General features: G+C 61.7%; 20 protein-coding genes, 1 tRNA gene and 1 riboswitch. Of the genes, 12 read left to right on the top strand and 9 right to left on the bottom strand.

Annotated features, from left to right (window positions below):
• The first annotated feature begins 16 nt into the window (after positions 1 to 16).
• Positions 17 to 898 (top strand): DMT family transporter, encoded by an 882-nt coding sequence (locus LGQ03_RS06890; RefSeq protein WP_226747804.1) that lies wholly within the window; start codon positions 17 to 19, stop codon positions 896 to 898.
• Here the strand turns inward: LGQ03_RS06890 and LGQ03_RS06885 are convergent.
• Together LGQ03_RS06885 and aroC are read right to left on the bottom strand one after the other, a co-directional pair.
• Positions 895 to 1,899, bottom strand: a complete 1,005-nt coding sequence (locus tag LGQ03_RS06885) for a serine hydrolase domain-containing protein (protein ID WP_226747803.1) — start codon at positions 1,897 to 1,899, stop codon at positions 895 to 897. The two genes, LGQ03_RS06890 and LGQ03_RS06885, sit on opposite strands and share 4 nt — an antisense overlap.
• A gap of 73 nt (positions 1,900 to 1,972) precedes the next feature.
• On the bottom strand, positions 1,973 to 3,079 hold the full coding sequence (gene aroC / locus LGQ03_RS06880; protein WP_226747802.1) for a chorismate synthase: 1,107 nt from the start codon (positions 3,077 to 3,079) through the stop codon (positions 1,973 to 1,975).
• 193 nt (positions 3,080 to 3,272) lie between these two features.
• Positions 3,273 to 3,369: riboswitch (TPP riboswitch) on the top strand.
• Between the two features lie 34 nt (positions 3,370 to 3,403).
• On the opposite strand from aroC, the gene thiB reads away from it, so the two are divergent.
• Genes thiB through LGQ03_RS06865 form a run of 3 tightly spaced genes read left to right on the top strand, consistent with a single transcriptional unit; the run spans position 3,404 to position 6,556 of the window.
• Positions 3,404 to 4,378 carry a thiamine ABC transporter substrate binding subunit gene (gene thiB / locus LGQ03_RS06875; RefSeq protein ID WP_226747801.1) on the top strand — a complete coding sequence of 325 codons (975 nt, stop codon included), beginning with the start codon at positions 3,404 to 3,406 and terminating at the stop codon, positions 4,376 to 4,378.
• Positions 4,354 to 5,877, top strand: a complete 1,524-nt coding sequence (locus tag LGQ03_RS06870) for an ABC transporter permease family protein (protein ID WP_226747800.1) — start codon at positions 4,354 to 4,356, stop codon at positions 5,875 to 5,877. Before thiB ends, LGQ03_RS06870 begins: the two co-directional genes overlap by 25 nt.
• Positions 5,864 to 6,556, top strand: coding sequence for a thiamine ABC transporter ATP-binding protein (locus LGQ03_RS06865; RefSeq protein WP_226747799.1), 693 nt, complete (start codon positions 5,864 to 5,866; stop codon positions 6,554 to 6,556). The genes LGQ03_RS06870 and LGQ03_RS06865 overlap by 14 nt, the downstream gene beginning before the upstream one ends.
• A gap of 51 nt (positions 6,557 to 6,607) precedes the next feature.
• Here the strand turns inward: LGQ03_RS06865 and LGQ03_RS06860 are convergent, their stop codons facing one another.
• The 6 genes from LGQ03_RS06860 to dapF all read right to left on the bottom strand — a co-directional run bounded on the left by LGQ03_RS06860 (position 6,608) and on the right by dapF (position 12,384).
• Positions 6,608 to 7,486, bottom strand: coding sequence for a cytochrome c1 (locus tag LGQ03_RS06860; protein ID WP_319004465.1), 879 nt, complete (start codon positions 7,484 to 7,486; stop codon positions 6,608 to 6,610).
• A 14-nt stretch (positions 7,487 to 7,500) separates the two neighbouring features.
• Positions 7,501 to 8,844 carry a cytochrome b gene (locus LGQ03_RS06855; protein WP_056030409.1) on the bottom strand — a complete coding sequence of 448 codons (1,344 nt, stop codon included), beginning with the start codon at positions 8,842 to 8,844 and terminating at the stop codon, positions 7,501 to 7,503.
• A gap of 12 nt (positions 8,845 to 8,856) precedes the next feature.
• Positions 8,857 to 9,438: a ubiquinol-cytochrome c reductase iron-sulfur subunit gene (gene petA / locus LGQ03_RS06850; protein ID WP_226747797.1), complete on the bottom strand. Its 582-nt coding sequence runs from the start codon at positions 9,436 to 9,438 to the stop codon at positions 8,857 to 8,859.
• Positions 9,439 to 9,674: 236 nt separating this feature from the next.
• Positions 9,675 to 10,280: a glutathione S-transferase family protein gene (locus tag LGQ03_RS06845; RefSeq protein WP_226747796.1), complete on the bottom strand. Its 606-nt coding sequence runs from the start codon at positions 10,278 to 10,280 to the stop codon at positions 9,675 to 9,677.
• 57 nt (positions 10,281 to 10,337) lie between these two features.
• A complete protein-coding gene (mtaB, locus tag LGQ03_RS06840) occupies positions 10,338 to 11,594 on the bottom strand; it encodes a tRNA (N(6)-L-threonylcarbamoyladenosine(37)-C(2))-methylthiotransferase MtaB (protein ID WP_226747795.1) in 1,257 nt (418 codons plus the stop codon).
• Positions 11,587 to 12,384, bottom strand: coding sequence for a diaminopimelate epimerase (gene dapF, locus LGQ03_RS06835; RefSeq protein WP_226747794.1), 798 nt, complete (start codon positions 12,382 to 12,384; stop codon positions 11,587 to 11,589). The genes mtaB and dapF overlap by 8 nt, the downstream gene beginning before the upstream one ends.
• Positions 12,385 to 12,483: 99 nt before the next feature.
• On the opposite strand from dapF, the gene LGQ03_RS06830 reads away from it, so the two are divergent.
• Positions 12,484 to 12,559, top strand: a tRNA-Lys gene (locus tag LGQ03_RS06830).
• Positions 12,560 to 12,692: 133 nt separating this feature from the next.
• Here LGQ03_RS06830 and LGQ03_RS06825 read toward each other — a convergent pair.
• Positions 12,693 to 13,700: a LacI family DNA-binding transcriptional regulator gene (locus LGQ03_RS06825; RefSeq protein ID WP_226747793.1), complete on the bottom strand. Its 1,008-nt coding sequence runs from the start codon at positions 13,698 to 13,700 to the stop codon at positions 12,693 to 12,695.
• A 161-nt stretch (positions 13,701 to 13,861) separates the two neighbouring features.
• Here LGQ03_RS06825 and iolG point away from each other — a divergent pair, with 161 nt between their 5' ends.
• The 7 genes from iolG (at position 13,862) to iolE (ending at position 22,681) form a co-directional block, all read left to right on the top strand.
• Positions 13,862 to 14,884 carry an inositol 2-dehydrogenase gene (gene iolG, locus LGQ03_RS06820; RefSeq protein WP_226747792.1) on the top strand — a complete coding sequence of 341 codons (1,023 nt, stop codon included), beginning with the start codon at positions 13,862 to 13,864 and terminating at the stop codon, positions 14,882 to 14,884.
• 106 nt (positions 14,885 to 14,990) lie between these two features.
• On the top strand, positions 14,991 to 15,911 hold the full coding sequence (locus LGQ03_RS06815) for a substrate-binding domain-containing protein (protein ID WP_226747791.1): 921 nt from the start codon (positions 14,991 to 14,993) through the stop codon (positions 15,909 to 15,911).
• A gap of 69 nt (positions 15,912 to 15,980) precedes the next feature.
• Positions 15,981 to 17,090, top strand: coding sequence for an ABC transporter permease (locus LGQ03_RS06810; protein WP_226747790.1), 1,110 nt, complete (start codon positions 15,981 to 15,983; stop codon positions 17,088 to 17,090).
• A 1-nt stretch (position 17,091) separates the two neighbouring features.
• Positions 17,092 to 17,913 carry an ATP-binding cassette domain-containing protein gene (locus tag LGQ03_RS06805; RefSeq protein ID WP_090158312.1) on the top strand — a complete coding sequence of 274 codons (822 nt, stop codon included), beginning with the start codon at positions 17,092 to 17,094 and terminating at the stop codon, positions 17,911 to 17,913.
• A 118-nt stretch (positions 17,914 to 18,031) separates the two neighbouring features.
• Complete coding sequence (locus LGQ03_RS06800) at positions 18,032 to 19,942, top strand: bifunctional 5-dehydro-2-deoxygluconokinase/5-dehydro-2-deoxyphosphogluconate aldolase (RefSeq protein ID WP_226747789.1); 1,911 nt, start codon at positions 18,032 to 18,034, stop codon at positions 19,940 to 19,942.
• Between the two features lie 4 nt (positions 19,943 to 19,946).
• Complete coding sequence (iolD, locus tag LGQ03_RS06795) at positions 19,947 to 21,776, top strand: 3D-(3,5/4)-trihydroxycyclohexane-1,2-dione acylhydrolase (decyclizing) (protein ID WP_226747788.1); 1,830 nt, start codon at positions 19,947 to 19,949, stop codon at positions 21,774 to 21,776.
• Entirely contained in the window at positions 21,776 to 22,681 is a 906-nt protein-coding gene (gene iolE / locus LGQ03_RS06790; protein WP_226747787.1) for a myo-inosose-2 dehydratase, read from the top strand. Before iolD ends, iolE begins: the two co-directional genes overlap by 1 nt.
• Positions 22,682 to 22,685 lie beyond the last annotated feature (4 nt).

Here is a 22,685-nt window from a genome sequence, read left to right as displayed (position 1 = left end):
TGTTTGGATTGTAGCGATGGATATCAAGGCGTTGGTGATGGGAGTAGCCTTTGCCGCGATGTGGTCGTCGGCCTTTACCTCGGCCCGGATCATCGTGGAATACGCACCACCGCTGACCGCCCTCGCGGCCCGGTTCCTGATGTCCGGTATCGTGGCTGTCGGCATTGCGCTGGCTATGGGCCAGCGGATGCGCCTGACCCGGCAGCAATGGCGCGGTGTCATCATCTTTGGTGTCTGCCAGAACGCGCTTTATCTGGGTATGAATTTCGTCGCCATGCAAACGGTCGAGGCGTCGCTGGCATCGATCATGGCCTCGACGATGCCACTGCTGGTGGCGCTGGCCGGATGGTTGATCTTTGGTAGGCGTTTGCCTGTGTTGGGTGTGGCTGGCCTGTTGGCCGGATTTGCGGGTGTTGCGATCATCATGTCGGCGCGACTGGGTGCAGGCAGCGATCCGTTCGGCATGATGCTGTGTGCCCTGGCTGCGGTGTCGATCACCGTGGCGACGCTGGCGGTCGCGGGCGCATCATCGGGTGGCAACCTGATGATGATCGTCGGTTTGCAAATGTTTGTCGGGTTCATCTGCTGTGCAATCCCTGCCGCCCTGTTCGAGACACCGGTCATCGACATGAACTGGCGTCTGGGGCTTGCCTTTGGCTATACCGTGCTGGTGCCGGGCGTGCTGGCGACACTGGTCTGGTTCGCGCTGGTGGGGCGCATCGGCGCGGTCAAGGCGTCGACATTCCATTTCCTGAACCCATTTCTGGGCGTGGTCATCGCCGCCATCCTGCTGGGAGAAAAGATCGGCCCTGCCGATGTGCTGGGGGTCGCCGTGATCGCGGCGGGCATCCTTGCCGTTCAGATCAGCAAACAGGCGACAGTGCCGCCGCCGGTCTAGGCTGCGGCGCGCGCAGCTGGCAGGATGTCCTGATCCAGCAGGCGCATCAGGTCGCCGAAATAGCCGTCGCTGCGGGCAGGCCGCATGGGGTCCGACGTGATGGCCACGGTCAGATTGAGGCTGGGAACGACGCAGATGATCTGACCGCCATAGCCCCGCGCCAGCGCATAGCGGTCGCCCCCCGATTCCCCCAGGAACCAACCGTAGCCATAGGCCAGGCCAGAAAACTGCGACCGTGTGCGTGGCTGGAACGACCGATCGACCCAGTCGGTGCTCAGCACCTGATTGCCATTCCATGTCCCGCCTATACGATACATCTCACCGAACCGCACCATTGCGGGCAGGGTCAGGCCCATCTCGTTCCCGCCCAGATAGCGGCCCTGCGGATCGCGGGTCCATGCAGGCACCTCGATCCCCAATGGGTCACCTAGACGGCGCTGGGCGAGGGTCAGCAGGCTTTGTTCTGAGACTTGCGACAGGACGGCGCCCAGAATGTGAAAGCTGCCGGTGGAATATTGCATGCTGCTGCCGGGCGTCGCGACAAAGGGGCGTTGCAGCGCATCCGCGACCCAGTCGCGACTGGCGATCCAGCCGCCATAGTTCCCGCCAGATGTGCGTTCCAGACCCGCCTGCATGGTCACGAGGTTGCCCACCGTGATCTGCCCCACGCCGTCGGCGGCACCTGTGGGGATCAGCCCCGGCGCGATGTCAGCCAATGTGGCGTCCAGGCTCGCGATCTCGCCCCGATCAAGGGCTGCACCGGTCAGGGCCGCGACGATGGTCTTCGACACCGACTTGATCGGCACGATACGCCCGACGGCGGGGCCGCGAAACGCCTGCGACAGCACCTGCCTGCCTTCCTGATGGATTGCCATGGCATGCAGCTGGTCATAGCTGGCCGCGCGGTCCAGCACAGCCTGCCAAGGCTGTGTCTGCGCGCGCAGTGGCAAGGCTGTCAGGGCAGCGGCTCCGGCTATCAAAGTGCGGCGTGTCAGTGTCATGGCGTTCCCCTTGCGCGATTGGCAAACAGCTAGGCCAACCGCGACAAAACACCAGACAAACGGTCGTGAGGTGTCAGCCGATCCGCCCGCGCACGCCGCCCGTCTGGCCGCGATCCAGCAGGATGTGGTCAAGAATCACGCAGGCCATCATCGCTTCTCCGACAGGGACGGCGCGGATGCCCACACAGGGGTCGTGACGACCCTTTGTCACCACCTCGGTCGGCTGGCCATCCATGGTGATCGACTGGCGCGGCGACAGGATGGACGACGTAGGCTTGACCGCAAACCGCACGACGACATCCTGACCCGTGCTGATACCGCCCAGAATCCCGCCCGCATGGTTCGATGAATAGACCGGCTGGCCGTCATTCCCCATAAAGATTTCGTCGGCGTTGGTGCGGCCGGTCAGCGCGGCTGCGGCCATGCCCTCGCCGATTTCGACGCCTTTGACGGCGTTGATGCTCATCATTGCGGCGGCGAGGTCGGTGTCGAGTTTCGCATAGATCGGCGCACCGATGCCCGCCGGCACGCCGCGGGCAACCACCTCGATGATCGCGCCGACGGAATTGTGGTCGTCCTTGCGCAGCCAGGTCAGGTAGTCTTGCCATTCGGCAGCGGCCTGCGCGTCAGGACACCAGAAATCGTTCTGTGCGATCTGGTCCCAGTCGAACCGGTCGCGGTCGATCTTCTTTTCGCCCATCTGCACCATGTAGCCTGTGACCTGCACGCCTGGTGCCGCCGCGCCGATGGCTGCGCGTGCCACGCCGCCTGCGGCCACACGCGCGGCTGTTTCACGGGCGGATGACCGTCCACCGCCACGCGGATCGCGCAGGCCGTATTTCTGGTGATAAGTGATGTCGGCATGTCCCGGGCGGAATGTGTTCAGGATATCGCCGTAATCCTTAGACCGCTGGTCCGTGTTTCGGATCATCAGCTGAATGGGCGTGCCGGTGGTCTGCCCTTCGTAGACGCCGGACAGGATTTCGACGGCGTCGGGTTCGTTCCGCTGGGTAGTGTTGCGGTTCTGGCCGGGGCGGCGTTTGTCCAGCCATTGCTGGATCATCGCGGCATCCAGCGGCACGCCCGGCGGGCATCCATCAATCGTCGCACCCAATGCAGGACCATGGCTTTCGCCCCAGGTGGTGAACCGAAAGAGATGACCAAAGGTGTTGAATGACATGCGCAACGCTCCGTTTCTGATCGCCGCGATAGCCCAAGGCGCAGGCTGTGTCCAACTGGTGCAGCGACGACACCGTGTTTTGCGTCAAATCGGTGTCGGTGCAAGCCATGCCGTGATCCATGCGTCAGAACGCCCGGTGCTGACGCGGGGATGCGGCGGGCCCCTTTTCATTTGATGCAGGCGGCGCTAGCTGTTGGGTACCTCGGGGGGCCATATGGCTGAGATGCGCAAGCGGACCCGTTGAACCTGAACCGGTTAAGACCGGCGGAGGGAAGGTCCGGCATAACGTCGTCCCCAAATCCGCCCGTCGTTTTGGAGGATGACATGAAAACCACCTTTGCAAGCGTCGCGGCCCTGATCTGTGCAAGCCCTGCCTTGGCCCAGACACCGACCCTGAACGTTTATACTTACGACAGTTTCACATCCGAATGGGGCCCTGGCCCGGCCATCGAAAAGGCGTTCGAGGCAGAGTGCGGCTGTGATCTGGTCTTTACGGGGGCGGGCGACGGGGCGGCCCTGCTCGCCCGGCTGCAACTGGAGGGTGCGCGCACGGATGCGGATGTCGTTTTGGGCCTCGATACGAACCTGACCGCTGCCGCTGCAGCAACCGGCCTGTTCGCACCGCATGGTGTGACGGCAGATTTCGCACTGCCGATCACATGGGACGACGACACGTTCCTGCCTTTTGACTGGGGCTACCTCGCGTTTGTGGCGCAGGCCGACACGCCGTCGGTCGCGTCATTTCAGGAACTGGCCGACAGCGACCTGAGCATCGTTGTCCAGGATCCGCGGTCATCGACGCCGGGACTGGGCCTGTTGATGTGGGTGCAGGCGGTCCATGGCGACCAGGCCGGTGCGATCTGGGAAGGGTTGTCCGACAACATCGTCACCGTCACGCCGGGCTGGACAGAGGCCTACAACCTGTTCCTCGAAGGCGAGGCGGACGCAGTGCTGTCCTATACGACCTCGCCTGCCTATCACCTGATCGCAGAAGAGGACGCCACGAAAACATCCTGGGCGTTTGACGGTGGCAACTATCTGCAGGTCGAAGTCGCGGCCAAGGTCGCGAACACCGATCAGTCAGCACTGGCCGATCAGTTCATGGCGTTCATCGCCACGCCCGCGTTCCAAGAGGTGATACCGACAACAAACTGGATGTATCCGGCCACTGACGTGGCGCTGCCGGACGGATTCGAGACGCTGACCGTGCCGGAAACCGGGCTGCTGTTGTCGTCGCAGGACGCGGCCGCAATTCGGGATACGGCGTTGGAGACATGGCGCAACGCGCTGTCGCAGTGATGCGCAGCCTGCCAGCGCGCCTGTCGGTCGCGCTGGTCCTTGTGCTGACGCTGGGGACGCTGGTGGCCGTCGCGACGCGCGCGCAGGTCGGCAGTGGTCTTGCTGCGGCCGATTGGGCGGCAATCCGGTTCACCCTGTGGCAGGCGATGGCATCGGCCGGGGTGTCGGTGCTGCTGGCCATTCCCGTGGCGCGCGCGCTGGCCCGGCGTCAGTTCAGGGGCCGGTCGGCACTGGTCATGTTGCTGGGCGCGCCGTTCCTGCTGCCGGTCATCGTGGCCGTGCTGGGGCTACTTGCGGTGTTTGGTCGTGGGGGTCTCGCGAACGACGCGCTTGGCCTGATCGGTGTTGCACCTGTCAGTATCTATGGTGCGGGTGGTGTCATCCTTGCGCATGTGTTTTTCAACCTGCCATTGGCCGTCCGGCTGATCCTGCAGGGCTGGCTGGACATCCCGTCCGAGCGTTTCCGGCTGGCGGCGCAACTGAATGCGCCGATGTGGCGCGTGCTGGAATGGCCGATGCTGCAACGCGTCCTGCCGGGGGCCGCACTGGTGATTTTCCTGATCTGCTTGACCAGCTTCGCGGTGGCGTTGATCCTTGGCGGCGGGCCGCGGGCCACGACCGTGGAACTGGCAATCTATCAGGCGATACGCTTTGATTTCGATCTGGGGCGTGCCGCGCTGCTAGCCGCCGTGCAATTCGCGCTCTGCGCTGTCGCGGCTGCAATTGCCTGGCGCATCACGCCTCTGGACGGTCTGGGCGGTGGGCTGGATCGCACGGTTGCCCGATGGGATCGCAGTCCGCTGGACTGGGTCTGGCTGGTGGCCGTGACGCTATTTCTGGTGACGCCGTTGGTGATGATCGTGCTGCGCGGCCTGCCGGGACTAAGCCAATTGCCGGACAGCATATGGGCTGCAGCAGGCCGTTCCGTCGCTGTCGCGGCGGGGTCTACCATCCTGAGCGTTCTGATGGCGCTCTCCCTGGCGTTCCGGGGCGGGCGGATCGCCAATCTGGTCGGCGTGCTGCCGCTTGCATCCAGCGCGCTGGTCATGGGGACAGGGCTGTTCGTGATCGTTTATGCCTTTGTCAGCCCAACTGCCGTGGCGTTGCCGGTGACGATGCTGGTGAACGCGGTGCTGGCGTTGCCTTTCGGTCTGCGGGTGCTTGGCCCTGCGGTGCGTGACGTGCGTGCCAACTATGATCGCCTGTCACAAAGTCTGGGTCTGTCGGGCTGGGCGGCGCTGCGTATCGTGATGCTGCCGCGCCTGCGGCGACCCTTGGGGTTTGCCGCCGGACTGGCTGCAGCTCTCTCGATGGGGGATCTGGGTGTGATCGCCCTCTTTGCCACCGATGCGCAGGAAACGCTGCCGCTGGCAATGTACCGTCTGATGGGGGCCTACCAGATGGAGGCCGCGGCAAGTGCTGCGCTGCTGTTGCTGGGGCTGTCGCTGACGGCATTCTGGATTTGCGACCGGGGAGGGCGCGTCGATGCTGACCTTTGACAACGTGAGCCTGCGCGTAGGTGAATTTACGCTGACTGCGGATGCGCATGTCGGGCCGGGCCTGACTGCGGTGATCGGACCGTCTGGAGGCGGCAAATCGACCTTGCTGTCCGCGATTGCGGGTTTTCTGGACCCCGATGCCGGGCAGATTTCCTGGGACGGTCGCGATCTGTCGGGTCGCGCACCGGGGGACCGTCCGGTGACGATGCTGTTTCAGGACAACAACCTGTTTCCGCATCTGACTGTTGCCCAGAATGTCGGTCTGGCGTTGGGCCCGCGTCTGCGGATGTCAGCGGCAGAGACCCGTCGCATTGATGACGTTCTGGTACGAGTTAGTCTGGGTGATCTTGGTCATCGCAAGCCGGCAGCACTGTCCGGTGGACAGCAAAGCCGTGCGGCACTGGCGCGTGTCTTGCTGGCTGACCGGCCGGTGGTGCTGCTGGACGAGGCATTCGCAGCACTGGGACCGGCCCTGCGGGCCGAGATGCTGGAACTGGTGCAAGGCACGCTTGTCCAGGCGGGGCGTACCGTGCTGATGGTTACCCATGATCCGTCGGATGCCCGTGCATGGGCCGATCAGGTCGTTCTGGTCGCCGATGGTGTGGTGCAGCCCCCCCAGTCGACCGCCGCGTTGTTTGCAGATCCGCCTGCCGCGCTGCGGGCCTATCTGGGCACATGAAAAAGGCCCGCCAGATTGGCGGGCCTTTGATTTGTCATGATCGGGAAACGATCAGGCTTCGTCTTTGTACTTGGGCTTGTGCGGTGCCCAAAGTTTCTTGTTGGTGAGGTACAGTAGTACCGCCAACAGCGACAGAAAGAGAACGCCCGTCATACCGGCCTGCTTGCGGGCCGTCATCTTGGGTTCTGCGGTCCACATCAGGAATGCAGCCACGTCTTGCGCGCTTTGTTCCAGAGTGGCTTCGGTGCCGTCGTCATAGTCCAGATCGTCGCCATACAGCGGCGGTGCCATCGCGATCCAGCTGCCGGGCACGGTGTGATGGCCGTGATCGTCCTTGCACGCCTCGGGAAAGCCGCCGTTGGCAAAGGCTACATTATAGTAGCCATCCATCGGCGTTTCCATTTCCAGCGCGCATTCCGGCTCTTCTTCGTAGCCGGTCAGCAGCGATGCGATGTATTCAGCGCCACCCATGCCGTTGATCAGCTGGCTGATGCCGGTCCCGTAGGGGCCGTGGAAACCAGCACGCGATTTTGCCATCAGCGACAGATCGGGGGCGTTGGCCAACGACGATTCGGGATAGCGATCCGCCGGTGTTGCCGGGCGGAAGTCACCAAAGCCGTCATCAAGTGCCTGGTCGAATACTTCGAAGTTTTCGGCGTAGGCGCGCATCTGCTCTTCGGGCAGGGCAGGGCCTTTTTCGTCCGAAAGCGTGCGGAACGCGACCAGTTCGAGACCATGACAGGCCGAGCAGATTTCAGTGTAGACCTTGAGGCCCCGCTGAAGCTGGTTGGTGTCATACGAGCCGAACGGACCCTCGAACGGGAAGGCGTAGTCGGTGATTTCGACCTCGACGCTCGCGGCGTGGGCGGCCCCGGCGCCAAGCGCCAAGGCCATCATCGTTGTCAGTGAAAGTTTGCGAAACATTGTCATAGATCCTTTGTCTTTCACTCTGCCGGGTTCACGATGGTTTTCGTGCCACCGGTCTTGGAGGCATAGTGCGCTGCATAATCGGCCTCGATCGTTTCGGGCAGGGGCAGCGGTTTTTCCAGAACGCCCAGCAGCGGCAGGATCACCAGGAAGTAGGCAAACCAGTAGGTCGAGGCGATCAGCGAAATCCAGTCATACGGGAATTCCGCGGCCTGTGCACCGACCCACATCAGCACGATGAAGTCGACGACCAGCAGGGCAAACCACCACTTGAACATCGGGCGATAGCGGCCCGAACGCACGGTCGATGTGTCCAGCCAGGGGGCCAGCGCCATCACGGCGATCGCACCGAACATCGCCAGAACACCAAAGAATTTGGCGTCGATGATGCCGAAGGTCAGGAAGTTCACGATCTGAACGACCCACACGTCTGCGGTAAAGGCCCGCAGGATCGCGTAGAACGGCAGGAAATACCATTCCGGCACGATGTGCGACGGCGTGGCCAGCGGGTTCGCCGGGATGTAGTTGTCCGGGTGGCCCAGGTAGTTCGGCATGAAACCGACGATTGCCATGAACACCGCGAGGATGATCGCCAGCGCGAACAGATCCTTGATCACGAAATAGGGCCAGAACGGCAGCGTGTCCTTGGCAGCGTCTTCCTTGGACGTGCGGCGGACCTCAACACCCGTGGGGTTGTTGTTGCCGGTCGTGTGGAACGCCCAGATGTGCACGATCGTCAGGCCCAGCAGGATGAAGGGCATCAGGTAATGCAAAGAGAAGAAGCGGTTCAGCGCAGGCTGACCGACGGCGGACGCACCCAGCAACCATGTTTGCAGTGCTTCACCGACAAAGGGCACGGCACCGAACAGACCGGTGATCACGGCCGTGCCGTGGAACGACATCTGGCCCCAGGGCAGAACGTAACCCATGAACGCGGTGCCCATCATCAGCAGATACATCAGCATGCCGATGATCCACGTCACCTCGCGCGGTGCCTTGTAGTTGCCGTAGTAGAGGCTGCGGAAAATGTGCAGATACACGGCGATAAAGAACAGCGATGCGCCGTTGGAGTGGAAATAGCGGATCATGTGACCGCCGTTCACGTTGCGCATGATGTGTTCGACGGATTCGAACGCCATGTCGACGTGCGGCACATAGTGCATGACCAGCACGATGCCGGTCACGATCTGCAGGACCAGCGTGAATGTCAGGACGATGCCCCAGATCCACATCCAGTTCAGGTTCTTTGGCGTCGGGATCATCAGCGTATCATAGGCGATGCCGAGGATGGGAAGACGCTTGTGAAGCCACTTTTCACCGTTCGATGACGGCTCGTAGTGGTCGTGCGGGATGCCAGCCATGCTGTTTCTCCTTTAACCGAGTTCGATGGTCGTGGGGTCGACGAATGCGGCGACCGGCACGGGCAAGTTGGTGGGCGCAGGCCCGCGGCGGATGCGGCCTGCGGTGTCGTAGTGGCTGCCGTGGCACGGGCAGAACCAGCCGCCGAAATCACCCTGTTCACCCAGTGGCACACAGCCAAGGTGGGTACAGACGCCCATCTGCACCAGCCATGCGCCCTCGGGCGCGTCGGAACCTTCGGGGTTGGGCAGCGCGCGGTTCTGGTCGATTGCTTCGGAACCGACGGCCAGGTTGGCGTTTTCAGCGGATTGATCCGGCAGATCAGCCAGGTCCACAGCGCGCGCGGCGTCGATTTCGGACTGCGTGCGGTAGCGGATGAAAACAGGCTTGCCCTGCCACAGTACGGTCAGCTGGCTACCTTCGGTGACGCCGGACACATCGACACGGATCGACGCGAGTGCCTGCACATCGGCGGATGGGTTCATTTGGTTAACCAGGGGCCAGACGGCTGCGCCCGTGATCACCACGCCGGCACCGGCCGTCGCATAATATAGAAAATCGCGGCGTGTGCCCTGGTGTTCGTCTGCATGTGACAAAGGGATATCTCCGGTTGTAGTGAACGGGGTGAACCGCTCTGCGAAAGACAATAGGCGGACTACGCCGCTTAATTCGGCGCTGTTTAGCTTGCACGACCCGGCCCGTCCAGCGGACATTCCAGCGCAGGGGTTGCAGTTTCGCGGCGCACGCCTAAGGAAAGCTTTCGCCGTACGCTTAATAATAGTGCCGCTGACCACTTTATCCAAACATGCTGGCTGCGGCGCATTGCTGCGGGTCAGGCCGTCGCAGCGGTGTCGATCATGGTCGAGCGCCCGCTGAATGTGGCATGCCAACCGGCCAGCGCGTCCCGTCCGGCACGCCATTTGCGCGAATCATGCCGCAGATCCAGGTATCCCAATGCGCAGGCCATCGCGATCTGGCCCATGTCCAGCGGGCCGGACAAATGGCTGATCCAGCGGTCCTCGACGGCGTCCAACGCACGGGTGACCTTGGCCCATTGTGCGTCGGTCCATTCAGGCCATTGTTTGTCGTCCGGTCGCATCCGGCCTTCGTAGGTAATCGCCAGAGCGGCCTCCATGATGCCGTCAGCCGTCGCCTCGAGGATCAGCGTGTCCCACAGGCGGGCATGCGGATAAAGGCCGGCGTTCCCGTGGTCATCGAGAAAACGGGTAATGACGCGACTGTCATAAAGTGCCGGTCCGTGAAGGCGTAGCAGCGCCGGAATCTTGCCTATGGGATTGGCGGCGGCTACGGCCGCATCGGTGGCAAAAGGCGTGGTGCTGACATTGACCTCCTGGACCGCGTCCAAAAGGTTCGCCTCGCGCAGCAGGACGCGGCATTTGCGGGCAAAGGGCGAAGCAGGTGAATACAGCAGTTGCATGAAGGTCCTCCGGGTTTGGCACAACACTGCACCCGGTCATGGCTAACTGTCGAGGGGTCAGGCTGTCAGGTGCGTCTTGTCCGCGCCGCTGATCACCGCATCAACGATCTGGCCGGTGGGTTGATCTGCGTCGAAATGCACCTCTGCGAATTGTGCGGTGCGACCCATGCGGGGGCTTTCCATCAGGACGGCGTGGCGCTGCCCGATCTGACCTTGCAGGTGGCGGGTCACGGCGGCGTCACCTGCCGCACGCAGGCGTGCAGCCCGATCCTTGATCGCGGGGCCACGGACCTGCGGCATCCGGGCGGCAGGCGTGCCGGGGCGTGGCGAATAGGGAAACACGTGCAGCCACGTCAGTGCGCATTCCTCGACCAGCGCGAGAGAGTTCTCGAAGGCTGCTTCGGTTTCGGTTGGAAACCCCGCAATGATATCTGCGCCAAAGGTCATGTCGGGCCGCAGGCGGCGTGCGTCTTGGGCGAAACGGATTGCGTCATCGCGTGAATGACGCCGTTTCATGCGTTTCAGGATCAAATCGTCGCCATGCTGGAGCGACAGATGCAGGTGGGGCATCAAGCGCGTTTCGGTGGCAATCGCCTGCATCAATGCCTCGTCCACCTCGATCGAATCGATCGACGAAATGCGCAAGCGCGGTAGATTCGGCACCAGTTTGAGGATGCGCAGGACCAGATCGCCCAGCCGCGGTGTCGCCGGCAGGTCGGCACCCCAGCTGGTCAGGTCGACACCGGTCAGCACCACCTCTTGAAATCCGCGGTCCACCAGACGCTTGATCTGGTCGACCACGACGCCAGCGGGGACCGATCGCGAATTCCCGCGGCCAAATGGAATGATGCAGAAGGTGCAGCGGTGATCGCAACCGTTCTGGACCTGGACATAGGCACGGCTGCGCGTGCCGAATCCGTCGATCAAATGGCCTGCGGTTTCGGTCACGGACATGATGTCGTCGACCTGCACCGGTTCGGTGCTGCCGATCAGGTCCGGGGCCATTCCGGCCCAGGTGGACGGGTCCATTTTTTCAGTGTTGCCGATGACGCGATCAACCTCGGCCATATTGGCAAAGGTTTCGGGTTCGGTTTGTGCGGCACAGCCAGTCACGATCAGGGTAGCATCCGGGTGCGCACGGCGCAGCTTGCGAATGTCCTGCCGCGCCTTGCGCACGGCCTCTGCGGTCACGGCGCAGGTATTGACGACGACGGCATTGGTGACGCCCGCTGCTTCGGCCAATTCGGTCATGGCGGCGGTTTCATAGGCGTTCAACCGGCACCCGTGGTTGGAGAAGATCGGTGCGTCAGCCATGCCAAACCCCGTCGAATACATGGGCGGTCGGACCGGTCATCCACACACCGTCGGCGCGCCAGTCAACCATCAGCGTGCCGCCGTCCAGGTCGATGCGCACGCTGCGCCCCGTCAGGCCGCGCCGCGCGGCCGCCACGGCCACGGCACAGGATGACGAACCGGACGCAAGCGTCACACCGGCACCACGTTCCCAGACCCGCATGCGCAGATGGTCCGTCCCCACGACCTGCGCGAATTGCACGTTGGTCCGTTGGGGGAACAACGGATGATGTTCCGTTTCGGCACCCCGCGCCGCGAGGTCGATCGCCGACACGTCATCCACGAAAAAACTGCAATGCGGATTGCCCATGCCGGTCGCCACCGGATCGCCTGCAATCGGCAGGTGCAGGGTATCCGTGTCATGCGCCAGAGGGATGTCCGCCCAGTCCAATAGCGGGGCGCCCATGTTGACGGACACGCCGTCTGACGAGCGTTCGGCGCGCAAGGTTCCGCGATCTGTCGTGATGGTCACGGTGTCTTGCCCGGACAGCGCCATGTGCCAGGCTGCAATACAGCGCGTTGCGTTGCCGCAGGCTGCCGAGGTGCTGCCGTCGCTGTTCCAGAATGTCAGATGCAAATCACCTGCGTCGCTATCTGCGATTTCGGCCAGCTGATCAAAACCGATTCCGCGATGCCGATCCGCCATCGCAATTGCGAGGCGAGCATCGACGGCATGACCTGCACGCGCGTCGATCACGACGAAATCGTTGCCCAGGCCGTGCATCTTCATGAAGGGGATCGGTTGTGTCATGGGCGGGCCTATACGCCTGACCGAGAACTTTATCCAGCCCGTGCCGCTTTGGGGGGTTGACCATCTCGTGTTGCCATTCTAGTTCGCACCCCGTGGTCAGAGCCTGTAGCTCAGTTGGTAGAGCAACTGACTTTTAATCAGTAGGTCCAGGGTTCGAACCCCTGCGGGCTCACCACGAAAACCTCCTTGGAAGTCGGATAGCGCAGCGCGCTTGGTGCCGCCATTCTGGTGGGCGATCTGCTTTGCGTCATATCGCCTGTTCGGTTGGCAATTCGCGGTCAGTATTCCCGCGAATCGCAGGCATCCGCCTACGCGCTCTTGCGGATGATCAGCCTTCCCAGAAAGGCATGCAGCTTCTTGGTGCGCTTCTTGCCTTCGAGGACTTCGACCAGCGCGTTTGCCATATCCGTCAATGGCTGGCGGTAGGTCGTGATTTCGTACTGCGGGCTGGACGCCTGCGGCACATCGTCGAATCCCGTGATCGCGATATCCTCGGGCACGCGCAGTCCCAGTTCATAGCGGATCGCATCGCATGCCCCCAACGCCAGGGCGTCGTTTTCACAAACCAGCACATCCGGCAAATCTGCCTGTTTTGCACCTTTGAACCGTTGCACCACGAGATCGTAGGCCAGCTTGGGGTCATAGCGGTCGACAGAGGCGAACTTGGGGCGATTGCCGGTGGTCTTTTCCCATTGCGACAAGAAGATTTCCTTGCGCTGAAGGTGTGCGGACTGCGTCTGCGGGCCTGCAATGAAAAACGGGTTGCGATAGCCCGCCGCAAAAACATGTTCCGTAATGGCCGTCATCGCCGCGCGGTCGTCGCAGCAGACCGAAATCGTGTTTTCGTTTTTCGACATGCGCGCGAAGACAATCAGTTTCTTGACCCGCTTTGCACCGATCGCGGTCTCAAGGCTTTGGTCGTTAAAGCTGACCCCGATGAGGATTGCCGCATCGACACGCCGTTGGCTGGCGTTAAGCAGTGCTGCAGATGCGTCCTCCTCATCGCTGGTATTGACCAACAGCGTATCATAGCCGTTCTTGCGCAGGATGCGCGTCAGCCGTTCCATCATCACCAGCTTGTGCGGGTTGGCAAAATCATCGACGAGCAACGCCACCAGATTGGTGCGGTCGGTGGCAAGGCTTGTTGCCAGCAGATCCGGGACATAGCCCAGCGTTTCAGCGGCTTTCATGACCTTTTCGCGGGATTTTGCGGAAATAGACGCGTCTTTCTTGAAGGCGCGGTTCACGGTCCAGCGCGACACGCCAACCAGTGCGGCGACGTCGTCAGCCGTGACAGAGCCTTCTTGATCCTTCATTTCCGAAACGGCTCCTTTGTCTTTGCGCATGTTCAGCGACTGTGAACGCTCATCGTCATTCTTTCAATTGTAGATGGTTTTTGCACGCGCGTGCAAAAATTTCTTGCACGCGGGTGCAAAATTAGTTTTGAATGACGCAAGGGAATCGGGAGGATCTCAGAATGCGGGTAGGTTTGCTCGGTGCGGGACGCATCGGGAATGTTCATGCACAGGCAATTTCGGCGCACCATGACAGCGCGTTGGTCGCTGTATCGGATGCGTTTGACGACAATGCACAGGCGCTTGCCGCGACCTATGGTTGCGCCGTCCGCAGCTCGGACGAAATCATCGCAGACAGCAACATCGACGCAGTGCTGATCGCGACGTCCACGGATACGCATTCCGACCTGATCGAGGCCGCCGCCGCCGCAGGAAAGGCAGTGTTGTGTGAAAAACCGGTCGACCTCAGCCTCGCGCGTGCGACTGCCTGCCTAGAGAATGTCGGCGATCGCGCCGCCAAGATCATGATCGGTTTCAATCGCCGGTTTGACCCCAGTTTCAATGCGCTCAAGTCTGCCATCATAGCGGGCGAAATCGGCAAGACCGAGCTTTTGTCGCTGACATCCTTTGATCCCGCGCCGCCACCCGTCAGCTACATCAAGGTTTCCGGCGGCTTGTTCCGCGATATGATGATCCACGATTTCGACATGGCGAATTTCATCATGGGTGCGACACCGGTGACGGTATCTGCAGCAGGCACATCCATCGTCGATCCTGCCATCGGTGAGGCCGGCGATGTCGACACGGCAGTGGTGACGCTGACCTATGCTGACGGTCGGATCGCCGTGATCAAGAATTCGCGCCGCGCGGTCTATGGTTACGATCAGCGGATCGAGGTTCTGGGGTCCGAAGGCCTGTTGCAGGCGCAGAACATGCTGGAAAACACCGTGGTCAAATCCACGGCGTCCGGGGTGAGCAGCGCCAAGCCAACCTATTTTTTCCTCGAACGCTACATGCCGGCCTACAAGGCCGAATGGGCGGCCTTTGTCGCGGCCGTCAAGGGCGACACCGACATGCCCGTCAACCTGATCGACGGCGTTGCGGCCCTGGCGATGGCAGAGGCGGCAACGCGGTCCGCACAGACGGGTCGCCCGGTCGATATGGCGGAGATCACAGGGAATTCGGGCCGCGGGGAGGCGGCCTGAAACGAGGCGCGCGTCCACATCGGGCGATGCGACATGCGCAGGCAAAGCGCGTGAACAAGAGGCCGGGCTGACCGGTACGAATGGAAATCCAAGGGAGGAAAACCAAATGAAAACATTCATGAAAGGCGCAATCGCTGCTGGTGCAGTTGCTGTCGCCGCACCCGCGATGGCCCAGGATATCGCTGTCGTTGTCCACGGCCAGGCCAACGATGCGTTCTGGTCCGTGGTCAAGGCGGGCGTGGATCAGGCCGCAGCCGACACCGGCGCGAACGTGTCCTACAATTCGCCCGAAACCTTTGACATGGTTCTGATGTCGCAGCTGATCGACGCGGCCGTGAACGAAGAGCCGGACGGGTTGGTCATTTCGTTCCCCGATCCCGATGCGCTTGGGCCGTCGGTTGAACGTGCGATTGCCGCAGGCATCCCGGTCATCACCATCAACGCCGGTGGCGCACAGGCCAAGGAACTGGGTGCGGCGATGCACGTCGGTCAGGACGAATTTGACGCAGGCGTTGCAGCCGGCATGGCGCTGGCCGAGATGGGCGGCACCAACGCACTCTGCGTCAACCAGGAAGTCGGCAACATTTCTCTGGATCAGCGCTGCGCCGGTTTCGAAGAGGGTTTTGGCGGTAGCGTGACAGTCCTGCCGACCACCAATGATCCCGCCGAGATCGAGTCCAAGGTGTCCGCTGCGCTGGCATCTGACGACACGATCGACACCGTCATGGCGCTGGGCGCATCGACCGCGGGCGAACCTTCGGTTGCCGCCGTCAAGGCATCGGGCCGTGACGTGAACGTGGCGACCTTTGATATGTCCGCAGGCTTCCTCCAGTCGGTCGTGGACGGTGACGCGGCATTCGCACTGGACCAGCAGCAGTATCTGCAAGGCTACATGGGCGTCGCGATCATGGCGTTGCAGGCCAAGTTCGGCCTGATGCCTGGTGGCGACATCGCCTCTGGTCCGAATCTGGTCACCGCCGACAAGGCCGGTCAGGTGATCGAACTGTCCGCACAGGGCCTGCGCTAAGCGCCGTCGTCATGAAACAGAAGGCGGCGCACCTCTGCGCCGCCTTCGATAAATCCGGAAGAGGGCGTCATGAGCGACACTACACCAAATCAAGCAACGGATGAGCGGATCAAGGCAGAGTCCCTGGTTTCGCGTCTGATGAAAAGGCCCGAACTGGGCGCAATCGCAGGCGTCGTACTGGTCGCCATCTTCTTTGTGATTACCGCGGATTCCGCGATGTTCACGGCTTCTGGCATCATCAACTTTCTGACACCGGCGGCACAGTTGGGTATTTTGGCAATCGGCGCCGCCCTGCTGATGATCGGTGGCGAATTTGATCTGTCGATCGGGTCGATGGTCGCATTTGCCGGTCTGTTCTTTGGTGTCTGCGTCATGGTCTGGGGGCTGCCGTTGATCGTCGCAATCCCGATCACTTTCGCTTTCGCTGCCTTTGTCGGTGCGATCAACGGATTTATCGTGATCCGGTCCGGTCTGCCGTCATTCATCGTGACGCTGGCGTTTCTCTTTATCCTGCGCGGCCTGTCGCTGGTGGGCCTGAAATGGGCCTCTGGCGGGTCGACGCAGCTGCGCGGCGTGCGTGATGCCACCGAAAACGACTGGCTTGCACCTGTGTTTTCCGGCGATGCATTTCCGGGATTTTTCGCATGGCTGGCTGAACGCGGACTGGTCGAAACATTCAGTAACGGCACGCCCAAGGTGACGGGTATCCCGGTCGAGATCCTGTGGTTCGTCGTGCTGGCGCTGGTCGCGACCTATGTCCTGTTGCGCACCCCTGCCGGAAACTGGATCTTTGCTGCGGGTGGCGACACGACGGCTGCGTCCAATTCGGGTGTCCCGGTGAACCGCATCAAGATTTCATTGTTCATGGTGACGGCGTGCTGCGCTGCGCTGGTGGCAATCATCACCGTGATTGACGCAGGATCGACCGACGCGCGGCGCGGTTTTCAAAAGGAATTCGAGGCGATCATCGCCGCTGTGATCGGGGGCTGTCTGCTGACGGGCGGCTATGGGTCGGCAATCGGTGCATTCTTTGGATCCATCATCTTTGGAATGGTGGTCATCGGCCTGACCTACACGAATTTCGACCAGGACTGGTTCCAGGTATTCCTGGGCGGAATGCTGCTGATCGCGGTTCTGTTCAACAATGCCATTCGCAAGCGCGTCACGGGAGAGCGTTGATATGACCGATGACAGTAAATTCCATCATGGTGCAGTCGACGACAAGGTCGCACCGATCGTCCAGATGCAGGACATCCAGAAACACTTTGGCAACATCATCGCCTTGGCCGGCGTCAGTTTCGACATCCGGCCCGGAGAGTGTCACTGCCTGCTGGGTGACAACGGCGCGGGCAAGTCGACATTCATCAAGACAATGTCGGGCGTCCACCAGCCCACACACGGCAAGATCCTGTTCGAGGGCAAGCCGATGAGCTTTGCCACGCCGCGCGATTCAATGGAGGCCGGAATCGCCACGGTGTTCCAGGACCTTGCGATGATCCCGCTGATGTCGGTGGCGCGCAACTTCTTCATGGGACGTGAACCCACCAAGGGACGTGGTCTGTTCAAGCGGTTCGACGTCGAAATGGCCAACGACATCACCATGACCGAAATGCGCAAGATGGGCATCAACCTGCGCGGACCCGATCAGGCGGTTGGCACGCTGTCGGGTGGCGAACGCCAGACGGTTGCAATTGCCCGTGCGGTTTATTTCGGTGCCAAGGTGCTGATCCTGGATGAGCCGACCTCGGCGCTGGGTGTGCGCCAGACATCCAATGTGCTGGCGACGATCGACAAGGTGCGCAAGCAGGGCGTCGGCGTCGTCTTTATCAGCCATAACGTGCGGCACGCGCTGGCGGTCGGGGATCGGTTCACGGTGCTGAACCGGGGCAAGACGCTGGGGACGGCCAAACGCGGCGAAATCACCCCGGAAGAGTTGCAGGACCTGATGGCAGGTGGCCAGGAACTGGCCCAGCTCGAAGGTTCGCTCGGCGGGACGGTCTGACGCCATTTATCGCATACCATTCAGTGTCCTCCCAGGAACGTTGGAATGGTTCGAGGGGCTGACAGGGCAATTTCTGTCAGCCCCTCACACTGAAATTTCCGAACAACAGGTACGTCACATGACGAAACTTGATCTCATCACGATTGGCCGATCCTCTGTGGATCTCTATGGCGCGCAGATCGGCGGGCGGTTGGAGGACATGGGGTCGTTCGACAAATATATCGGGGGCAGTCCGACGAACATCGCCTGCGGCACCGCGCGACTAGGCCTGAAATCCGCCGTGATCACCGCCGTTGGTGACGAACACATGGGCCGTTTCGTCACTGAACAGTTGGCCCGCGAGGGCGTCAACACCGAGGGCGTCAAGGTCGACCCCGAACGTCTGACCGCGCTGGTTCTGCTGGGCATCCGAGATCAGGAACAGTTCCCGCTGATTTTCTATCGTGAAAACTGTGCGGACATGGGGCTGACGGTCGACGACATCGACCCTGCGTTCATCCAGTCGGCCCGCGCTGTCGTGGCCACAGGCACGCACCTAAGCCACCCGCAGGTCGAGGCCGCGACGATCAAGGCACTCGACATCGCGCGCGCGGCCGGTCTGCAAACCGCATTGGATATCGATTACCGTCCGAACCTGTGGGGCGTGGCCGGGCACGGCGACGGCGAAAACCGTTTCGTCGCAAGCGATGCTGTCACGACCAAACTGCAATCGACGCTGCATTTGTTCGACCTCATCGTGGGCACCGAAGAGGAATTCCACATCGCGGGCGGGACGACCGATACGATCGCAGCATTGCGTGCCGTCCGGGCTGTCAGCGGTGCCACACTGGTGTGCAAGCGGGGCGCCGATGGGGCGGTGGCCTTTGTCGGTGAAATTCCCGACAGTCTGGATGAGGGCGCAGCAGGTCCTGGTTTCCCGATCGAGGTGTTCAACGTGCTGGGGGCTGGTGACGGTTTCATGTCGGGCCTGCTGAAAGGCTGGCTGGACGGCGAGGATTGGCCAACGGCCCTGAAATACGCGAACGCCTGCGGTGCCTTTGCGGTCAGCCGCCATGGCTGCACGCCCGCCTATCCGTCGTGGGACGAGCTGCAATTTTTCTTTGCACGCGGGATCAAGCGTCCGGACCTGCGCAATGATGCGGAACTGGAACAGGTCCATTGGGCCACCAACCGGTCGGGTGACTGGTCCTCGGTCAAGACCTTTGCGTTTGATCACCGGCTCCAGCTGGAAGAGATGCAGGGTTACACGCTGGAAAAGGGCGCGGCCTTCAAGGAACTTTGCCTTGCCGCAGCACTGAAGGTTCAGGACGGCAAACCGGGCTATGGCATCTTGTGCGACAACCGGATCGGGCGGTCTGCCTTGCATCAGGCGTCCGGCACAGGCCTGTGGATCGGTCGTCCGACCGAACTGCCGGGATCGCGCCCTATCGCGTTCGAGCCGGAACTGGGCGAAGACCTGGGAAATCTGCGCGAATGGGCGCGTGAAAATGTCGTCAAACTGCTGGTGTTCTGCCACCCTGACGATGACGACAAGACATCAAAGATGCAGATTGCGCGGGTCAAACGCCTGTTCACGGCGGCGCGCCGCAATGGGCTGGAATTCCTGCTGGAAATCATCCCGTCCAAGGTCGGCCCCGTTGACGACCACACATCCGCTGTTCTGATTCAGTCATTCTACGATGCGGGCGTCTATCCCGACTGGTGGAAACTGGAGCCGTTCAAGACCGATGCGGCATGGACCAATGCCGTCGCCGCAATCGAGAGAAACGATCCGCGGACCCGCGGTATCGTTGTGTTGGGACTGGACGCGCCCGAAGCTGAACTGGCGGCCAGTTTCGCGCTTGCCGCGCGCCAACCGTTGGTCAAGGGTTTCGCGGTGGGGCGCACCATCTTTGGTGATGCGGCACGGGCCTGGCTCAAGGGTGAGATGGCAGACGATGCAGCAATAACCCAGATGGTCGGTCGCTATACCCGGCTTTGCAATATCTGGGACAAGGCGCGGGCCGATGCCCGCCTGAACGAGGAGTGATCCGATGACAAAGACGATCCGACTGACGGCCGCACAGGCCATGGTGCGCTATATCGCGGCCCAGCAGAACGCCGATGGCGACCGCTTTGTCGAAGGCTGCTGGGCGATCTTTGGTCACGGCAACGTCGCCGGGATCGGCGAGGCATTGCATGCTGCCAAGGAAACCTTTCCGACGTGGCGCGGCCACAACGAACAGACAATGGCGCATGCCGCCATCGCCTATGCCAAGCAGTCGGGTCGTCGCAAGGCAATGGCCGTGACGTCCTCCATCGGGCCGGGGGCGGCCAACATGGTGACGGCGGCGGCGCTTGCTCATGTGAACCGTCTGCCGGTTCTGCTGATCCCCGGCGACGTCTTTGCCGATCGCGGCCCCGATCCGGTGTTGCAGCAGGTCGAGGACTGGACAGACGGCACGGTGACCGTCAACGACATCTTCAAACCGGTGACGCGCTATTTTGACCGTATCATGCGCCCCGAACAGTTGTTGACCGCCTTGCCACGGGCATTCCGGGTCATGACCGACCCGGCCGAATGTGGCCCGGTGTGTCTGTCGTTCTGTCAGGACGTACAGGCCGAAGCCTATGATTTCCCGGAAAGTTTCTTTGAGCCAAAGGTCTGGCATCAGCGTCGCATGCGCCCCGACACGCAAGAGCTGCAGGATGTCGCTGACCTGATCCGCGGTGCAAAACGCCCCGTGATTGTCGCGGGTGGCGGTGTGCATTACAGCGGTGCCACCGACGCGCTCGCGGCCTTTGCCGAGGCGCACAACATCCCGGTGACCGAAACGCAGGCAGGCAAATCCGCGCTGCCATGGGATCATCCGCTGAACATGGGGCCGATCGGTGTAACCGGTGGCGCAGCCGCGAACACGGTCTGCGCCGAGGCTGACGTGGTGATCGGGATCGGGACCCGGTTTCAGGATTTCACCACCGGATCATGGGGCCTGTTCGCCAATCCCGTGCGCAAGCTGATTTCCCTGAACGTCGCGGCCTATGACGCGATGAAACATGGTGCAGTTCCGTTGCAAACGGACGCCCTGATCGGGTTGCAGGAATTAGGGGATCTGCTGAATGGCCACAGCTGCCCCGGTGCGGTCGAAGGGCTCAAGTCCGACTGGTTCGCGCAGGTCGATCCGCTGACCGACGCCCCTGACGGCAACGCGCTGGCCACCGACATGCAGGTCATCGGCGCCGTGCAGCGCGCCGCCCACGCAGAGACTGTTGTGATGTGCGCCGCAGGGACCATGCCGGGCGAATTGCACAAGCTGTGGAAGGCGGGCAAACCCGGCAGCTATCACATGGAATACGGTTTCAGCTGCATGGGCTACGAAATCGCGGGTGCCATGGGCATCAAGATGGCCGAGCCGAACCGCGACGTGATCTGTTTTACCGGTGACGGCACCTACATGATGGCCAATTCCGAAATGGCGACGGCGGCGATGATGGGGATACCATTTACCGTCGTGGTCACGGACAATCGTGGCTATGGCTGCATCAACCGGTTGCAGATGGGCACCGGCGGGGCAGAGTTCAACAACCTGCTGGACCACGCTATCGGCGGTGAAAATTCCAGAATCGACTTTGCAAAGCACGCGGAATCGATGGGGGCCGTCAGCATCAAGGTCAGTTCGATCGCAGAGCTGGAACAGGCGCTGGCGCGCCGGGCAGAGGCCAAGGGTCCCTATGTGATCGTCATTGACACAGACCCCTATCCCAGCACCGAACCGGGGGGCACCTGGTGGGATGTGGGCGTGCCAGAGGTCAGCACCCGTGCCGAAGTGAATGCCGCGCGTGCGGCCTACGAAACCAACAAGAAAAAACAAAGGGCCGACTGATGTCTGTCAAAATCGGTATTTCGCTGATCGCGTGGCAAAACGATGATCTGCCAGAATTGACCAAGGACTACACCACCGAAGGTGCGATGCAGGACGCTGCCCGGATCGGCTACAAGGGGGTTGAACGTGGCCGCCGGATGCCTGCCGACACCGATGGCCTGCGCGCCTATCTCGACACCTACGGGGTCGTGCTGTGCGGCGGATGGTGTTCGGGCAACCTGATGGTCACGACGGTGGCCGAAGAGCAGGCGGCAATCCGTCAGCAGGTCGAACAATTCGCGGCACTCAATGCGCCCTGTATCGTTTATGCCGAATGTTCCAACACCATTCAGGGCATGCTGAACACGCCAGTCAGTCAGCGCCCCAAGCTGTCCCGCGACGAGGTGTTGGCCTATGCCGCAAAACTGTCCGAGGTCGCCAAGTGGTCCGCCGACACGGGGGTCACGCTCAGCTATCATCATCACATGGGGGCGATGGTGCAGGACGCCGAGGATATCGACTGGCTGATGGAAGGATCCACTGATGATCTGACCCTGCTCTACGACACGGGCCATCTGCATTTTGCGGGTGCCGATCCGGTGGCGGTCCTGGACAAATGGGGGCACCGCGTCAGTCACGTGCACTTCAAGGATGTGCGCCAGCCGGTGCTGGATTGGGTGAATGCGCAGGACAAAAGCTTTCTCGATGGGGTTGCAGCCGGGGTTTATTCCGTGCCGGGCGACCCCGAGGGATGCATCGATTTCCAGGCAATCACCGACAAGCTCGCGAAAATGAATTACCACGGCTGGATCGTGGTCGAGGCGGAACAGGACCCGGCCAAGGCCGCGCCCTATGAATATTCGAAAATAGGCTTTGACCATATCACCGACATCTGTGGCCGGTCCGGCCTGACAATCGAGGGATGACCGA

The organism is Loktanella gaetbuli (assembly GCF_020531945.1).
Lineage (GTDB): Bacteria > Pseudomonadota > Alphaproteobacteria > Rhodobacterales > Rhodobacteraceae > Loktanella > Loktanella gaetbuli.
This window is presented reverse-complemented; position numbering and strand designations above follow the sequence as displayed.

Excerpts from the sequence above, each read along its gene's own strand:
- LGQ03_RS06825 (WP_226747793.1), bottom strand. The coding sequence starts at position 13,700 with ATGAAGGATCAAGAAGGCTCTGTCACGGCTGACGACGTCGCCGCACTG.
- LGQ03_RS06815 (WP_226747791.1), top strand. The coding sequence starts at position 14,991 with ATGAAAACATTCATGAAAGGCGCAATCGCTGCTGGTGCAGTTGCTGTC.
- LGQ03_RS06870 (WP_226747800.1), top strand. The coding sequence starts at position 4,354 with ATGGCGCAACGCGCTGTCGCAGTGATGCGCAGCCTGCCAGCGCGCCTG.
- LGQ03_RS06885 (WP_226747803.1), bottom strand. The coding sequence starts at position 1,899 with ATGACACTGACACGCCGCACTTTGATAGCCGGAGCCGCTGCCCTGACA.
- LGQ03_RS06855 (WP_056030409.1), bottom strand. The coding sequence starts at position 8,844 with ATGGCTGGCATCCCGCACGACCACTACGAGCCGTCATCGAACGGTGAA.
- LGQ03_RS06890 (WP_226747804.1), top strand. The coding sequence starts at position 17 with ATGGATATCAAGGCGTTGGTGATGGGAGTAGCCTTTGCCGCGATGTGG.
- LGQ03_RS06805 (WP_090158312.1), top strand. The coding sequence starts at position 17,092 with ATGACCGATGACAGTAAATTCCATCATGGTGCAGTCGACGACAAGGTC.
- aroC (WP_226747802.1), bottom strand. The coding sequence starts at position 3,079 with ATGTCATTCAACACCTTTGGTCATCTCTTTCGGTTCACCACCTGGGGC.
- iolG (WP_226747792.1), top strand. The coding sequence starts at position 13,862 with ATGCGGGTAGGTTTGCTCGGTGCGGGACGCATCGGGAATGTTCATGCA.
- LGQ03_RS06800 (WP_226747789.1), top strand. The coding sequence starts at position 18,032 with ATGACGAAACTTGATCTCATCACGATTGGCCGATCCTCTGTGGATCTC.
- LGQ03_RS06845 (WP_226747796.1), bottom strand. The coding sequence starts at position 10,280 with ATGCAACTGCTGTATTCACCTGCTTCGCCCTTTGCCCGCAAATGCCGC.
- LGQ03_RS06860 (WP_319004465.1), bottom strand. The coding sequence starts at position 7,486 with ATGACAATGTTTCGCAAACTTTCACTGACAACGATGATGGCCTTGGCG.
- thiB (WP_226747801.1), top strand. The coding sequence starts at position 3,404 with ATGAAAACCACCTTTGCAAGCGTCGCGGCCCTGATCTGTGCAAGCCCT.
- iolD (WP_226747788.1), top strand. The coding sequence starts at position 19,947 with ATGACAAAGACGATCCGACTGACGGCCGCACAGGCCATGGTGCGCTAT.
- dapF (WP_226747794.1), bottom strand. The coding sequence starts at position 12,384 with ATGACACAACCGATCCCCTTCATGAAGATGCACGGCCTGGGCAACGAT.
- LGQ03_RS06810 (WP_226747790.1), top strand. The coding sequence starts at position 15,981 with ATGAGCGACACTACACCAAATCAAGCAACGGATGAGCGGATCAAGGCA.
- LGQ03_RS06865 (WP_226747799.1), top strand. The coding sequence starts at position 5,864 with ATGCTGACCTTTGACAACGTGAGCCTGCGCGTAGGTGAATTTACGCTG.
- iolE (WP_226747787.1), top strand. The coding sequence starts at position 21,776 with ATGTCTGTCAAAATCGGTATTTCGCTGATCGCGTGGCAAAACGATGAT.
- mtaB (WP_226747795.1), bottom strand. The coding sequence starts at position 11,594 with ATGGCTGACGCACCGATCTTCTCCAACCACGGGTGCCGGTTGAACGCC.